Source organism: Shinella sp. GW821-FHT11G07 (assembly GCF_058808115.1).
Window position 1 is genome coordinate 41,673 of sequence record NZ_JBXARJ010000009.1, and the last position, 14,616, is coordinate 56,288.

At 62.1% G+C, this 14,616-nt stretch carries 9 protein-coding genes and 4 pseudogenes; 7 read left to right on the plus strand and 6 right to left on the minus strand.

Annotated features, from left to right (window positions below):
* Positions 1–387 precede the first annotated feature (387 nt).
* Positions 388–1,923, plus strand: a pseudogene (locus AC1RT2_RS18180) (FAD-dependent monooxygenase); the annotation flags it as partial.
* A gap of 141 nt (positions 1,924–2,064) precedes the next feature.
* Here AC1RT2_RS18180 and AC1RT2_RS18185 read toward each other — a convergent pair.
* Positions 2,065–2,691 carry a class I SAM-dependent methyltransferase gene (locus tag AC1RT2_RS18185; RefSeq protein ID WP_493104103.1) on the minus strand — a complete coding sequence of 209 codons (627 nt, stop codon included), beginning with the start codon at positions 2,689–2,691 and terminating at the stop codon, positions 2,065–2,067.
* A 349-nt stretch (positions 2,692–3,040) separates the two neighbouring features.
* The gene (gene argS, locus AC1RT2_RS18190; protein WP_493104105.1) at positions 3,041–3,970 is read right to left on the minus strand and encodes an arginine--tRNA ligase domain-containing protein; all 930 of its coding nucleotides are present in this window, start codon (positions 3,968–3,970) and stop codon (positions 3,041–3,043) included.
* On the opposite strand from argS, the gene AC1RT2_RS18195 reads away from it, so the two are divergent.
* Positions 3,937–4,800: a M20 metallopeptidase family protein gene (locus AC1RT2_RS18195; protein ID WP_493104107.1), complete on the plus strand. Its 864-nt coding sequence runs from the start codon at positions 3,937–3,939 to the stop codon at positions 4,798–4,800. The genes argS and AC1RT2_RS18195 overlap by 34 nt on opposite strands.
* Positions 4,801–5,078: 278 nt before the next feature.
* Here the strand turns inward: AC1RT2_RS18195 and AC1RT2_RS18200 are convergent, their stop codons facing one another.
* The gene (locus AC1RT2_RS18200) at positions 5,079–6,287 is read right to left on the minus strand and encodes an MFS transporter (RefSeq protein ID WP_493104109.1); all 1,209 of its coding nucleotides are present in this window, start codon (positions 6,285–6,287) and stop codon (positions 5,079–5,081) included.
* A 105-nt stretch (positions 6,288–6,392) separates the two neighbouring features.
* Between AC1RT2_RS18200 and AC1RT2_RS18205 the strand changes: the two genes are divergently transcribed.
* A complete protein-coding gene (locus tag AC1RT2_RS18205; protein ID WP_493104111.1) occupies positions 6,393–7,328 on the plus strand; it encodes an AraC family transcriptional regulator in 936 nt (311 codons plus the stop codon).
* A gap of 81 nt (positions 7,329–7,409) precedes the next feature.
* Here the strand turns inward: AC1RT2_RS18205 and AC1RT2_RS18210 are convergent.
* The 3 pseudogenes from AC1RT2_RS18210 to AC1RT2_RS18220 all read right to left on the minus strand — a co-directional run.
* A pseudogene (locus AC1RT2_RS18210) lies at positions 7,410–7,891 on the minus strand (IS6 family transposase); the annotation flags it as partial.
* A pseudogene (locus AC1RT2_RS18215) lies at positions 7,879–8,327 on the minus strand (class I SAM-dependent methyltransferase); the annotation flags it as partial. The pseudogenes AC1RT2_RS18210 and AC1RT2_RS18215, both read right to left, overlap by 13 nt.
* Before the next feature lie 224 nt (positions 8,328–8,551).
* A pseudogene (locus tag AC1RT2_RS18220) lies at positions 8,552–8,887 on the minus strand (tripartite tricarboxylate transporter permease); the annotation flags it as partial.
* Positions 8,888–9,164: 277 nt separating this feature from the next.
* Between AC1RT2_RS18220 and AC1RT2_RS18225 the strand changes: the two are divergent.
* The 4 genes from AC1RT2_RS18225 (at position 9,165) to AC1RT2_RS18240 (ending at position 14,592) form a co-directional block, all read left to right on the plus strand.
* Positions 9,165–11,864 carry an ATP-binding protein gene (locus AC1RT2_RS18225; protein WP_493104554.1) on the plus strand — a complete coding sequence of 900 codons (2,700 nt, stop codon included), beginning with the start codon at positions 9,165–9,167 and terminating at the stop codon, positions 11,862–11,864.
* Between the two features lie 87 nt (positions 11,865–11,951).
* Positions 11,952–12,464 (plus strand): type 1 glutamine amidotransferase family protein, encoded by a 513-nt coding sequence (locus tag AC1RT2_RS18230; protein ID WP_493104113.1) that lies wholly within the window; start codon positions 11,952–11,954, stop codon positions 12,462–12,464.
* A 262-nt stretch (positions 12,465–12,726) separates the two neighbouring features.
* Entirely contained in the window at positions 12,727–13,557 is an 831-nt protein-coding gene (locus AC1RT2_RS18235) for an alpha/beta fold hydrolase (protein ID WP_493104556.1), read from the plus strand.
* A gap of 99 nt (positions 13,558–13,656) precedes the next feature.
* Entirely contained in the window at positions 13,657–14,592 is a 936-nt protein-coding gene (locus AC1RT2_RS18240; protein WP_493104558.1) for an MBL fold metallo-hydrolase, read from the plus strand.
* Positions 14,593–14,616: the final 24 nt, after the last annotated feature.

Consider the following 14,616-nt stretch of genomic DNA (forward strand, 5'->3'; position numbering starts at 1 on the left):
GTCCGACCATCGTGATTGCTTCGGGACGGCAGCCGAAATGGTTTTCGCTATGCGCCCTCAATTTGGTGGCTAAAGCCGTTGTCGCGCCTGCCTGGAAGCAGACATCGTCTTGGCAGCAGGGACATGGCGCCATTGCGCCAAAAGGCTCGTCGAAAGAAAAGAATGTCCGTTATTGCAGATCGCTTCTGCCGACGGTAAAAAGCTCATGTCGAAAAAGGCATGATTTGGTGTGGTCTAGCCCAAGTCCTTTCGGAAACGAAAGCTCTGTCCTTGCGTAAAGCATGAGTCCCACGACGAGCAACGGGCGCTGTATGGCGTCCTATTGTTCGTCCGTGTGGTTCTCAAACGACGAACCGCTCCGGTCGAACGACCATTGAGGAGCCGTTTATGAATGATTTTCGTTCGACCTATGATGTTGTGATTGCCGGTGCCGGACCTGTCGGCTTGTTTCTCGCCTGCGAGCTTCGCCTTGCTGGCCTGTCTGTTCTAGTATTGGAACAGCTAGAAAACCCGCACTCTCCGTTGAAGCTGCTCCCGTTCGGCATGCGTGGCCTTTCCGCCCCGACGATCGAAGCTTTCTATCGTCGCGGAATGCTGGACGAGATCAGCACGATGCAACGTCCGGAAATGGAAGCCCGCGATGGAGGCGCTTCGACTGCCGCGCACTGGATGAACCAGGCACGTCGCCCCGGCGGTCATTTCGCTGGCATCCAGTTCTTCCACGACAAGATCGACGCTGACCGGTGGCCGTATCGCTTGGTTAGCCCGGCTGCGACCAACATGGCAACCACGATGGAGCAAGTCGAATCCGTCTTGGTTTCCCGCGCGACTGTGATGGGTGTCGAGATCATACGCGGTATCGGTATCCAAGATTTCCAACAATCGAGCACGGGAGTGACTATTCACGCTGGTGGTGAGATATTCAGGGGACTTTGGCTTGTCGGATGCGATGGTGGTCGCAGTACCGTGCGGAAAACTGGTAACTTCGAGTTTATCGGAACGGATCCAGAGTTCACCGGCTATTCCGTTCAGGTCGAGATGGCCGATCCGGATCAACTTCCGTCAGGCCGCCACTACACCGCCAGGGGTATGTTTACCCATCAAAAGCCTGGTATCGTCGCGATGGTCGACTTCGATGGTGGCGCTTTCCATCGCACACAGCCAATGACACTCGATCATGTACAGAAGGTGCTACGCCACATTTCCGGCACCAAGGTCACCGTGACGGCGCTCCACTTGGCAACGACCTGGACGGACCGTGCCTTTCAGGCGACGACCTACCGCGATGGACGCGTGCTGCTCGCTGGCGACGCGGCGCACATCCATTCCCCCTTGGGTGGTCAGGGCCTGAATCTTGGTCTCGGTGACGCAATGAATCTGGGCTGGAAACTGGCCGCAACAATTCGCGGCGACGCGCCTATTGGTTTGCTGGACAGCTATACGACAGAAAGGTACCCGGTCGGAGCGCAAATCCTTGACTGGTCGCGTGCCCAGGTGGCGATCATGCGACCAAGCCGTTCCCGCGCTCTCGAAGCTATCTTACGCGACCTCATCGATACGCTCGACGGTGCAACCTATTTCGCCGAACGCGTCTGGGGTCTCAATCTTCGCTACGATCTCGGCGATAGCCACCCGCTGGTTGGCCGCAGTGCTCCTGATTTCGAGTTTGCCGATGGGACGAAGCTTGGCGATCATCTCAAAATGGGCAAAGGACTGCTGGTGGACTTTGTTAAGGCATTACCCCTGCAGGAACTCTTGCAGCCGTTCGCTTCGCGGATCACCTACCTCACAAGCGAAGTTGCAGACGCCCTGGGCTTGGAGGCGGTGCTAATAAGACCCGACGGATTCGTCGCCTGGGTCGGCGGGGCTGTCACGGACTATCAGGGGCTTTCCGAAGCCGCTTCGCATTGGTTTGGGGAAGCTTATGCGTCAGACATACCTTCGGGCCGAAGGGCGTCGTCCTATCGGCATAGAGGCGATCTTGCCTTCGCTGGGAAGCAGACGTTGCGGCGACCTAAAGTTTATGGTCGCGCGACAACCGGCTGCTCCCCAGGTCTGTGTGGATCACGCCCGAGCCGCCCGAACGCTCAGCCACCGATCATGGGGCTTGCCGACGCACCGACGTACCTCGCTGACGGTCCAGCCGGCGTCTGTGAGTTCGGACCGCAGGGCATGCTCGCGCCAGTACGTCTCGACGTAGCGCCGCGGCGCTGAAGCACTGCCGTGTGTGGATACATCTTCGCCGTCGCCTTCTCGAACCGAGGCGTGCAGTCGGCCACCGGTCCGGGTTGCCTCGGCAAGCCGTCCAAGCACCATGCCGAAATCATCGCGCGCGACGTGAATCAAGCAGGCACAGGCCCAAATCCCATCGTACGGCGTGCCGGGACGTTGCGGGTCGGCCAAGTCTTCGGTCAGCGGGTCCAGCAGGTCGGCCTCGAAGCCACTTTCGCGAAGCAGTTCGACGAAGCCCTTCGAAATGTCGGTGCGCCGGACGCTGATCCCCCGCTTCTCGAGCTCAAGTGCATCTCGCCCGCCCCCGCTTCCGATCTCCAGCACCCTGCCCGATCCTCCCAACTCGGTCACGAACACATCGATCTCAGTCGCGACCCATTCGGGCATCGCCGCAGCCTCGGCAGCGTACTGCGCCGCAACCGTATCATAAGACCGTACGGTCTCCCGATTGGAGCTCATCCTAGTGCTCTTCCTTCAAAACAACAGCCTCGATGAATGAGAGGCCATCAGCCCGTTTCGCCTTTCACGCTTCGGCAGTTGATGGTATCGCGTGTGATTTGCTTCCCGGCTTTAGCAGAAGTGTGATGAGAGAAACCACCGACCGATTGCCAATGCAACCGGGCGGCAATGCGGCCGCATTTCGGTCGTTTGGACTGCGGTGCTGCTTACCTCAGAGCCGCCAGCAGATTGTGATGAAGGGGTGGATTTCCGTCTATCCGCTTTCGTGGAGATGCATCACAAATCGGACAATGATCGTGGGTGCAGTGGAGACGCTATCAAGCATGTTGAGCGAACCATCCCATCGATTTCACATCCGTTGAACAATCTTGATACCAAGCAGGTCGAGGCATTTTTCCATCACCCTCGCGACCAGCTTGCATGTGGCAAGTCGCTCCGATGGATCGTTGGCCTTCAGAACCGGGCAATCCGCGTAGAAGCGACTAAAGGCATCTGCAACCTGATAGGCTCTGTCGGCAATCTCGAAAGATTCCAGATGCCGGGCCGCCTCCGAAAGGGCGTCTGGATACCACAGGCATTCCATCAACACCGCCCGTTCCGTAGGGTGACTGATTGAGATCCTCTCGGCGGGGGCAATGCCGGCCTTGGCAGCCTTGTCCAAAATCGAACAAATTCGGGCATACGCATATTGAAGATATGGCCCTGTCCGACCTTCGAAGGACGTCATCCTGTCGATATCGAAGACGTATCCCGTCCTTCTTGGCGTGGAGAGGTCGGCGAATTTTAAGGCGCCAAGCCCTACGATTACCGCTGCGTCACCATCGGTCAGTTTTTCGGACGCCTTGGTGAACGTAAGGTCGATCATCTCGCCCAGGGAGGCAGCCACTCCGTCACGGGTTTTGAACGGCTTGCCGTCATTGCCGCGCACGGTGCCGAAGGTCGCGTGCCGGAGTGTTACCCCATCGGCATAGCCGGCCCTCTGTGCAGCCGAAAACACGCTGGCGACATGAAGCGCCTGCCGGTCGTCGGTGCAATAGACGATCTGGCGGGCGCCGATGTCACGCACCCGCTGGCGGAGCGTCGCGAGATCGGTGGTGCCGTAAAGCGCGGCGCCGTCACTCTTCTGCAGGAGCAGGGGTGGCGTATTGGCGGGAAGAGCGTCACCGGAGACGTCAATGATAAAAGCGCCTTCGCTCTGCCGATGCAGGAGCAGGTCGGCCTTGCCTGAGCAAGATTCCGAACCGCATGCATGCCTGCGGCCATGATCTCCATACTGCAACGGTGCTGGCAGTCGGGGCCGTGCTGAAGCGCCTGGAAAACCGACTGGCCGGCAATGTCCGGCTGATCTTTCAGCCGGCGGAGGAGGCTATCGGCGGCGCGAAGGAAATGATCGCCGACGGGGTGATGGAGGGCGTCGACATGGCTCTCAGCCTGCACAACCGGCCCGAAATTGCGGCCGGCCAGTTCGGCATCGTGCACGGCTACGCCAACTCCGCGGTCGATTCCTTCGACATCACCGTACGCGGTAAAGGCGGGCATGCGGCGCGCCCCTACGACGCCATCGACCCCATCGTCATCGCCGCCCAGCTGATCGGTCAGTTGCAGACCATCGTGTCGCGCGACGTGCGGGCGCTCGATGCCTGTGTGGTGACAGTCGGCTCGATCCATGCGGGAGAGGCAAGAAACATCATACCCGAAAGTTGCAAGCTAAAAGGCACCGTGCGCAGTCGGCAGCCAGAGGCCCGCGATGCGGCGGAGGCCGGTTTGCGTCGCCTTTGCGAGGGCGCGGCATTGGGGTTCCGGGCGGGCTGCGACCTCACCTACAGGCGCGGCACGCCCCCGATTTTCAATGATCCGGGCATGCTCCAGCGGACGCTCGCCTCCATCAACGCCCAGTTCGGCGACGTGGCGTTCGATTATGAACCGAGTATGGGCGGTGAGGACTTTGCGCTAATCGCGCAGATCGTTCCCTCCTTCCGGCTGCTTGTCGGCTCCTCGCAGCCGGGGCGCTCGGACAAGGTGCACAATCCCGACTATCAGCCGGATGAACGATCGATCGCCTTCGGGACGCTGGCGCTCGCGAGGGCGGCGGTTAATCTTCTAAGCTGAGCACTAGTCATCTCAACGTAGATTCAAAACTTGACGATTTTTTCTCCGAGGGCATCTCTTTATACGCACCTATGGCGCACTGAAGCGCTTGCTTGATTTCAGCCACCGCCGCTCTCCCTCTCAGCCAAGCACGAGCAAGGTTAGAGCTGACGCGCGAAACCGAGCGAGGAGAGCTCCGCTCGGCCTGATGCTGATGGCGTTGATGAGGCCGAATGGTCAGCCGGAGCACGTCACGGGATGACACGACTGGCTGATCATTCGACTTCTGAGTTCGTGTCCTATCCGGCAGCTGCCGCCAGCCGCGTGCGGCTTGCAAACCCGATCAGGGTGGCGCCGAGCATGGCGGACAATCCGGCGAAGGCGAAGACCCCGGCCGGGCCATGGCTTCCGACGATCAGGCCCCCGAACACCGCACCGCTCGAAATGGCGATCTGGAAGGTCGTCAGCGTCAATGCGCCGGCACTCTCCGGTTCATCGGATGCCGCCTGGGTGACGAAGCTCTGGACGCTGACGGGGAGCGCGCCAAAGGCAAAGCCCCAGAGTGTCGTGGCGACCGTGGCGACGATCGGCGAGGCGCCTGCAAAGCTCAGCACGAAGGCCGTGACGGCGATGCCCGCCGCCGCAAGCGTCATGGACAAAGCGGTGTTGCGCTCGGAAATAAAACCGCCAGCAAAGTTACCAAAGAAACCACCGATACCGAAGGCCAGCAGAATTCCCGAAATGCCTTCGACGCCAAAATGCGGCACATTCTCCAGGAACGGGCGTATGAACGTAAACCCGGCGAAGTGGCCGGCGACAACGAGCAGTATGGTCAGGAGCCCGATGCGGATGGCGGGGCGACGCAGAACGGTGGCCATCGTGCCGAGGTTGGCCGGACCGGTGGATGGCATGGCAGGCAGTGTGATCGCCTGTGTCAGAAGTGCAAGCACGCCGAGTATGGCCGTGATGACGAAGGCGAAGCGCCATCCCATGATTTCGCCTATCCAGGCGCCAACGGGCGCTGCGCAGACTGTTGCGGCGGACACGCCGCCCATGATGATGGCCATCGCCCTCGGCATCAGCCGTTCCGGTACCAGCCGCATCGCCAGAGCCAGTGACATGGCCCAGAAACCGCCAAGGCCGATGCCAAGCAACGCGCGCGAGAAAAGCAACATGGGCAGCCCGCTGGAGAAAGCAGTGATGAGGCTGGACAGGATGAGCAGCGCGGTGAGCCCCAGAAGCGTATAGCGCCGATCGAAGCGGCTCGTGCCGACCACGATGGCAGGGCCGGCAATCGCGCCGACGACCGCTGTCATCGTTACCGATTGCCCGGCCGCGCCGATGCTGACGCCGAGGTCATGTGACATCGGCGTCAGCAGGCTGGCCGGCAGAAACTCCGCCGTGACCAGGCCGAACACGCCGAGCGAGAGAGAAATCACGCCCGCCCAGGCAGGCTTGGTATGGCCGTCGTCGGCACGAAAGCCGGTAGTCTCTTGGTTGCTATTCATCTGCTGTCTCCAAAACTGTTGTGAGAACGCTAGACGGGAAGTGGCGGTGTTTCTATGCTAAGAAATCCATAAGGCATGACTATTCGTCCAAATAGGAGCGCGCCGATGAACGATCCATTGACCGAGATGCTGCGGGGCTTACGCCTTGATGGCGTAGAATATGGCCGCTGCCAGCCTTCTGCCCCGTGGGCAACGGCTTACCCGACTCAGGTGGAAGCACGGTTCCATTTCCTCGCCGCCGGTCACGCCTATCTGCAATCGCCCTCCGGTGAATGGACGGAAATGAACGCAGGTGATGCCGTCCTGTTGCCACGCGGCGATGCCCATGTTCTGGCAAGTGAACCGGGCGTGGCGCCCACTCCGGTGGAGTGCATGGCGCGAAAACGCCTCTGCGATGGCATCGTCGATCTGCAATGCGCCCGTCCCGACACCAGGAACCTCCTGTTTTTTGCAGTGATGCGCTTCAACGTCGACAAACGGCACCCGCTCCTGGAACTGATGCCGGACGTGATGCGCACCAGCGATCTGGCCGCCAGCGAGCCGACGATCCCGCTCTTGCTCGATGCGATGATGCGGGAGGTGGATATGAACCGCGTCGGGGCAGGGGGGATTCTCTCCCGTCTGGCTGACGTGCTGACCGCCACGATCATCCGGACCTGGGTGGAACATGGCTGTGGCGACTCGACCGGCTGGTTAGCAGCCGTCCGAAACCCGGAAGTCGGCCGTGTTCTCGCAGCCATTCATCTCAATCCATCCCATGACTGGAGTGTCGGCGAGCTCGCCCGCCACATGGGCGCCTCGCGATCCGGCTTTGCCCAGCGCTTTGCCACCGTTGTCGGTGAAACGCCCGCTCGATACGTCGCCCGGATGCGCATGCACCAGGCCCACCAGTGGCTGGGGGAAGGCCAACGCGTCGCCGTGATCGCGGAACGCCTCGGATACGAGTCCGAGGCATCCTTCAGCCGTGCCTTCAAACGTATCATTGGTGCGTCGCCGAGCCAGTTCCGCGAGCATCGGAAAGCAAATGGAGGCGCGCCCTAGAGGGAGGCGATATGCACTACTTGACGTCCGACGCTGAAAGACCCCGACGTTCCAATCAACTGATTGTCAGCGTGAGCGAGGATGCTCGACAGCGGATATGACGTCCCGTCTTGTTACTTTGTATGAGCGCAGTTTGTCGGTGACGATGCGCTTCGGCGTCTGGTCTTGCGGCGGGCTTGGGCGACCTCGTCGAGACCGTCCTGGTCGACGGCAGGCCAAAGCCAAGTTTTTGGCCGCTAATCGAAATCATGACCTCGTCCAGATGCCATATATCCTCTTGCGACGGCTATTTCCTGCGCAACTGCTTCGCGTAAGCCAACCCGAATTTGCGACCCCATCGCCGTACCGTTTCACGAGACACGACGATGTCGCGCTCCAACAGTATTTCCTCAATCAGCCATAGGCTTAAAGGGAGCCGGAGATACAACCAGGTCGCACGGGTGATGATTCGCGGTGGAAAGCGGTAGTTCTGTAACCGATAGCCCGCAAATTCATCTCGGCCGAGTTACTCCCCAACCATGAAGCTGCTGACAATGTGGTGTCGCCTTGTGACCACCATCCATGTGCCATCGTGCTTGAGTGCTTGGCGAATATGCGTTGCCGCTGCCTTGGGATCACCCATGTCGTGCAGGCAATCGAAACAGGTGATCAGATCGAAATCGTGCCCATTGAAGTCCTGGGCTCGCCCAACTTCAAAGCGCACGTTTGTCAGGCCATGCGATCTGGCGTGCGCGATCGCAGCGGCGATCGAGTCCGGGTGAAAGTCATAGCCCGGGAACCGGGAGTGCGGGAAGGCCTGTGCCATCAGGATCGTCGACAGCCCATGCCCGCATCCGACGTCCGCGACGGTGGCTCCTGCCTTTAGCTTGTCGGCGACACCGTCCTTCGCCGGAAGCCATTCCTGCACGAGGGCGTTGACGCAACCTGGGCGGCCACGGCGCAGAACATGCCGCCGCCCTGGTCGCCCCAGGCAACGCCGCGACCCGTCTTGAAGGTCGAGCATCAGGAGCCCACCCAGCATCACCGCCGTCGTCGCGGAGCCCGGAATGCTGAGGGTGAGCAGCGGGATCATCGCGGCATAGGAGGCAGCGTTGTTGCAGCTTCGGGCGCTGCGGCGCCCCTGATGTCACCCCTGCCGAACCTTTCCGGGTTCTTGGACATGCGCTTGGAGCGGCGTAGGAGAAGATGGTGGAGGCGGTCGCACCGGAACCGGGCAGGATGCCGACGGCAACGCCGACGATCGAGTCGACCAGCAGGTCCTCCCAGCACAGGATGATGTCGCTGAAGCGCGAGAAGAGCGAGCGGAAGTTGTATTTCGGCGCGGCGCGGTTTTCGACTTTCTCGCCCAGCGCGCTGAACATTTGGCCAAGGCCGAAGACGCCGATGGCGACGACCGTGAACTCGATGCCATCAAGGAGGTTCGGGTTGTTGAGAGTGAAGCGCGGCGTGCCGGAAATGAGGTCGATGCCGACCACGCCGAGCCGGAGGCCGAGGGCGAGCAACGAGCTAGGAGGCGTTCGTAATACACCTGATCGCTGCGGTGAAAAAACGTCGCGCACACGCTTGCGGCTATAGCTTCTCTACTTCACGATCCGCCTGGCTGTTCGATCCCGTGGTTTGATGGTGCGATCCGTTTGTTGGAATGTAGGGGGCATTAAGAGTCGGGTTCGTCATGGTAGCTTCAAGATGATACACGCTATCCGAGCTGCAATGCAGCGATCAGTTGCTTCGCGATGATCTCCGCCCGGGCGAGGCCGCTGAAGGCTGAGCGAAAACGGGACAGGCAATCCAGCCGGACTGCCAAGGTTCCTGAATGGGGATGATGTTGTGCGCGAGATGCAATTCGGACCGTTCACACTAGCGCCTGCCCGCCGCACGCTTCTGCGCGATGGCAGGCTCGTGCCGCTGGGCAGCCGGGCGGCCGATATCCTCATCTTTCTTGCCGCGCATGCTGGAGAACTGAAGACCAATGCGGAAATCGTCCGGCATGTCTGGCCGGACACGTTTGTCGAGGAGGCCAACCTTCGCGTCCATATTTCCGCGTTGCGCAAGGCGCTGGACGATGTCCAGAAAGAACCGAAGTTCATCGCCAACGTGCCGGGTCGAGGCTATGCGTTCATTGCCGAGCTTGTGGCACGGCCGACGGAGAATGCCGCGCCGGTTCCGGTTTTGGCCGGCATCGCGGTCGCACCCCGCATTTTTGGCCGGGAGCAATCGATCATCGAGATCGTCGCGCAGCTTGCCCGGTCCCGGCTGCTCACCATCGTCGGGCCGGGTGGCATCGGCAAATCCACTGTAGCGCGGGCCGTGGCGGCGGGCGAGGGCGGCGCGGAAAGCACGGTCTGGATCGACCTTTCGGATGTGGCGCAGCCCGGCCTCATCGCCACCTCGATTGCCACCTCGCTCGGTATTTTGACGCGCAGCGACGATGTCGTGCGCGATATCGCCGTGCATCTTGCACAGCACGACATGTTGGTCGTGCTCGATGGCTGCGAGCAGGTGGTGGATGGGGTCGCTGTCATCGTCGAGGCAATCATGGCACGCGCGCCGGCACTACGCGTCCTTGCGACCAGCCGCGAGCCGCTTCGGGCCGAAGGCGAGCGTGTGCACCGCTTACCGCCGCTTGATCTGCCTGCAGAGACGGGTCTCGCCGAGGAGGCGATGCGTTCGCCGGCTGTGCAATTGTTCGTCGAGCGCGCCGATGCCTGTCTCGGCCGCTATGTGTTGACAGATGCGGATGCGCCCCATGTCGCCAAAATCTGTGCGCGGCTCGACGGGATCGCATTGGCGATCGAGCTTGCGGCCGGACGACTGGAAACGATCAGCGTTCCAGCGATGGCCGCTGCGCTGACGGATTGTTTTCGCCTGCTGACGCGCGGGCGGCGCACGGCGCTGCCGCGGCATCAGACGCTGCGGGCGACGCTCGACTGGAGCTACAATATCCTCAGCGAACGGGAGCGGATGGCGCTCTCCGAACTCTCGGTGTTGCGAGGCTGGTTCAGCGAGGCAGCGGGCGCGGCGGTGCTTTCCGGCGAGGTGACGGAGGACGACCTTGCCTCGCTCGTTGCCAAGTCGCTGGTTGCTGCCGATACGCAGCCGGCCGGCACGCGTTACCGCCTGCTCGATACGACACGGCTCTATGCGGCGGAAAAGCTGGCCGCGGCAGGGAGTATCGATGCGTCGATGGGCCGACTTGCCGCTTGGCTGGCGGCGTGGCTGGCGCAAAACGAACAGCAACTCTATTCCGCTGCGATGGTCGAATGGCCGGAGGAATTTTCCGCGCATGTGCCAAGCCTGCGCGATGCGCTGGATTGGGCGTTTTCCGAGAGTGGCAATCCATCGCTCGGAGTGCGGCTGACGGTGGCGAGCCTGCCGCTCTTCTTCCGCCTGTCGCTGCTCGACGAGTGCCTGGCGGCCGTCACGCGCGCGATCGCCTATCTGGAGGCACGGCCTGGCCTCGATGAGCGCAGCCGCATGAAGCTCTATGCCGCGCTCGGCTGGCCGCAGATGCGCGCAACGGACGCGCCGGAGCATGGTATTGCGGCTTGGTCGACGACGCTGCGTATTGCCGAGACGATCGGCGACACTGATCATCAGTTGCGAGCGATATGGGCCTTGTGGGTCGACGCCATCAATCGCGCCGAGCCGCGGATCGGACTGCAATTTGCGGAACGGTTTGCTGTGCTTGCCAAAATTTCCGTCGACCCCGCGGATGCGATCATCGGCCACCGCATGCACGGCGCCACGTTCCATTGGCTTGGCCGCCATGTGGAGGCACGGGACGAACTGCGGCAGATGCTGCGTGACTATGCCGACCTTCGCGGTGGGCAACATTCCATACGCTTCCAGTTCGATCAGCACGTCACGGCCCGCATCGTCCTCGCCCGCGCCCTGTGGTTCCTCGGCGAGGAGGGCGCGGCGTTGCTGGAGGTGCAGGAGACCATCGACTACGCCAAGAGCATCCGGCACACGCTGTCGCTTTCCAATGTGCTGGCGGAGGCGGCCTGCCCGTTGGCACTCCTCTCAGGCCGGGACGACCTCGCCACCGGTTATATCGCGGAGCTTCGCGAACACACGCGGGCACTGTCGCTCGACGTCTGGCATGCCTATGCGGACTGCTTCGAGGCGGAGCGCCTGCTCCAGCGGGGCGAGACGCAAGCGTGCTTGCGCCAGCTTCGCCCCGCCATGGCGACGCTGCAGGGCGCGGGCTTCACCCTGTTCCAAACCTATTTTCAATCGCTCGCCGCCGTCGCCCTCAGCCGGCAATGCCGGCATCCGGAGGCTTTTTCGACGATTGCGGCGGCGATCGACCATTGCCAAGCGAGCGGCGAGCGCTGGTGTCTGCCGGAGCTCCATCGGGTGCGTGCGGAGCTTTTGCTGGCGGAGGGACTGGAGGGTGCGGCTGGTGCGGCGTCGACGGACCTCGGCCTTGCCACCGCGGTGGCGGCGCAGGATGGCGCGCTCGGCTGGGCCCGCCGCATCGAGCGGGATTTCGGCTCGCTCGATGCGCGCAAGGTGTTGCCCGCAGTCGGGTAGGGCGCGGCGGTTAACACGGATTTACAACTCTCAACTCGTGCTTCTCGCCCAGAGCGATGATGATGCTGCGAGAACAGGAGTGAGAAAATGATAGAAATGCCCGCCGTCCCCCGCTTCCTGATCCTCATCGTCGAGGACGCGGAGGAGATGGGGGTCGGCCTTTCCTGGATCGCACCCGCCTACTACGCCTTCAAGGACGTGGGCGCCGAGATCGCCATTGCCACCCCCCTCGGCGGGCCGCCGATACTGGCGGGCGCGCGGGGCGAGGGCGGCGATGTGGTTGAACGCTTCCGGGCGGACAGGCAAGCCCGTGACGAACTCGCCGATACGCTCTCGGTCGACCAGATCGTCATCGAGGATTTCAACGGAGCCTTTTGCTTCGGCATGGCGGGCGGGATATGGTCGGACGGAGAGCCTGGCCTTGCGCCGCTGGTGCGTACCTTTCTGGCCGCGGGAAAACCGGTCGTGCTCGTGCCTGGCCGGCATGTGCTTGTTACCCCGGAGGGGGCGGGCAATGGCCTCCTGATCCTCGGCGAGAGTGCGCAATCGCCACTGTGCGCGGCGCAGGCGCTCATCCGCGTCGTGCAGCAGTGTGGGTGACGAGCCCGTTTGCATCGATTTACGACGCTTAACTCGTGTTGTGGCCGCGCCTGCGTCAACCTGATGCCCGTCAACGAGACGCGGGAAAAACCCGCACAGGAGGCAAGTCATGTATGAACGAGCCATCGCCTTTCCACTCGAGGCCACGCGCCGCGATCTTCTCCTTGGCGCTGCCGCCGGCCTTGCGGTGCTCGCCCTGCCGCTGGATGCCGTCGCCCAGGTATCAACCACCGAACCAAACGAAACGAAGGGAACCAACGCCATGCCTTTCATCAAGACTGCTGACGATGTCGAAATCTTCTACAAGGACTGGGGCCCGCGCGATGCGCAGCCCATCGTCTTCCATCACGGCTGGCCGCTTTCAGCCGACGACTGGGACAATCAGATGATGTACTTCCTCAACGAGGGTTTCCGCGTCATTGCCCACGATCGCCGCGGCCATGGTCGCTCGACGCAAACCGACACCGGCAACGAGATGGATACCTATGCCGCTGACGTCGCCGCGCTTACCGATGCGCTCGACCTGAAGGAAGCCGTCCACGTCGGCCATTCGACGGGCGGCGGCGAAGTGGTGCATTATGTCGCCCGTGCGAAGAAGGGGCGGGTCGCCAAGGCGGTCATCATCGGCGCGGTGCCGCCGGTCATGGTGAAATCGGAAACGAATCCGGGGGGCTTACCGATCGAGGTTTTTGACGGGTTTCGTGCCGCGCTCGTTGCCAATCGCGCGCAGTTCTTTCTGGATGTGCCGGCTGGTCCCTTTTACGGCTTCAACCGGCCCGGCGCAAAAGTCTCGCAAGGTCTGATCACCAACTGGTGGCGACAGGGCATGATGGGCAGTGCAAAGGCCCATTACGATTGCATAAAAGCCTTTTCCGAGACGGATTTCACGGAGGACCTCAAGGCGATCGACCTGCCGGTCCTCGTCATGCATGGCGATGACGACCAGATCGTGCCCTATGCGGATTCCGCCCCGCTTTCGGCAAAGTTGCTGAAGAACGGCACGCTGAAAACCTACAACGGCCTGCCGCACGGCATGTGCGCTACCCATCCCGAGATCGTCAACCCCGATCTCCTGGCCTTCATCAAGGGTTGACCCGCGCCTCCCCGGCAGCCCCGCGCGTCGCGGCCGTTTCCGGCCCGGCGCGCGCCTTTCCCTCTTCGAGACGATATTCAGCGGAGACTTGCGATGCCTATAGCCGAAACAAAACCCATTCTTGCCACCCGCCGGCAGTTGCTCGCGGGCGCCGCTGCGGCCACTGGATTGCTTGCCCTGCCGCGCCAGGTCCTTGCTGCGCCCTTTCACAAATTCAGCCATGGCGCCTTCGATGTTACGGTCGTCAGCGACGGCGTGCTGATGCTGCCGCCGGAAATCCTGCTGCCCGATGCCAATGCCGAGGAGCGGGCCGATTTCCTGAAACGGCTCGGCGGCGACGAGAAGGGCGCGGCGGTGCAGGCGAACATTCCGCTGATCCGCCACGGCGACGATCTCATTCTCGTCGACAACGGCTGCGGGCCGTACTTCCAGCCAAGCGCGGGACGCCTTGCGGAAAACCTCGGGACGCTGGGCATCAAGCCGGAGGAGATCACGAAAGTCGTCTTTACCCATGTACACCCCGACCATTCCGGCGGTACGACGATGCCCGACGGCAGGGTGCTTTTCCCGAATGCCCATTATTATGTCGGTGAGGCGGAAGCCGCATTCTGGACCGACCCGGCCTTCCAAACCCGCCAGCCATCCGGGCTGCACGGTTTCGCCAAGGGCGCACAGCGGGATCTCGGCGCGGTCAAGGATCGCCTGACGCTGGTCAAGCCGGGCGACGAGATCGTGCCGGGCATGGCGGTCCTGCCGACACTCGGCCACACACCCGGACATCTCTCCCTTGAGCTTGCCGGCGACGGCAACCTGCTCGTGACGGGCGATGCCTGCACCAGCGACACCATCTTCTTTGCACGGCCGGACTGGCATTTCGGTTTCGACACGGATGCGGAGACGGCCCTGAAAAGCCGGCAGATGCTGCTCGACCGGGCCGCCACGGAAAAGATCAAGATGCTGGGCTACCACTGGACCTATCCGGGCGTCGGCTATGCCGAGCGCGCCGGTGCTGCTTATCGCTTCGTGCCGGCCTGATGTGTTCTGCGCGTGCCCGGCAAT

Coding starts and splice junctions, on each gene's coding strand:
- AC1RT2_RS18200 (WP_493104109.1), bottom strand. CDS start 6,287: ATGAATAGCAACCAAGAGACTACCGGCTTTCGTGCCGACGACGGCCAT.
- AC1RT2_RS18185 (WP_493104103.1), bottom strand. CDS start 2,691: ATGAGCTCCAATCGGGAGACCGTACGGTCTTATGATACGGTTGCGGCG.
- AC1RT2_RS18225 (WP_493104554.1), top strand. CDS start 9,165: ATGCAATTCGGACCGTTCACACTAGCGCCTGCCCGCCGCACGCTTCTG.
- AC1RT2_RS18205 (WP_493104111.1), top strand. CDS start 6,393: ATGAACGATCCATTGACCGAGATGCTGCGGGGCTTACGCCTTGATGGC.
- AC1RT2_RS18195 (WP_493104107.1), top strand. CDS start 3,937: ATGCATGCCTGCGGCCATGATCTCCATACTGCAACGGTGCTGGCAGTC.
- AC1RT2_RS18230 (WP_493104113.1), top strand. CDS start 11,952: ATGATAGAAATGCCCGCCGTCCCCCGCTTCCTGATCCTCATCGTCGAG.
- AC1RT2_RS18235 (WP_493104556.1), top strand. CDS start 12,727: ATGCCTTTCATCAAGACTGCTGACGATGTCGAAATCTTCTACAAGGAC.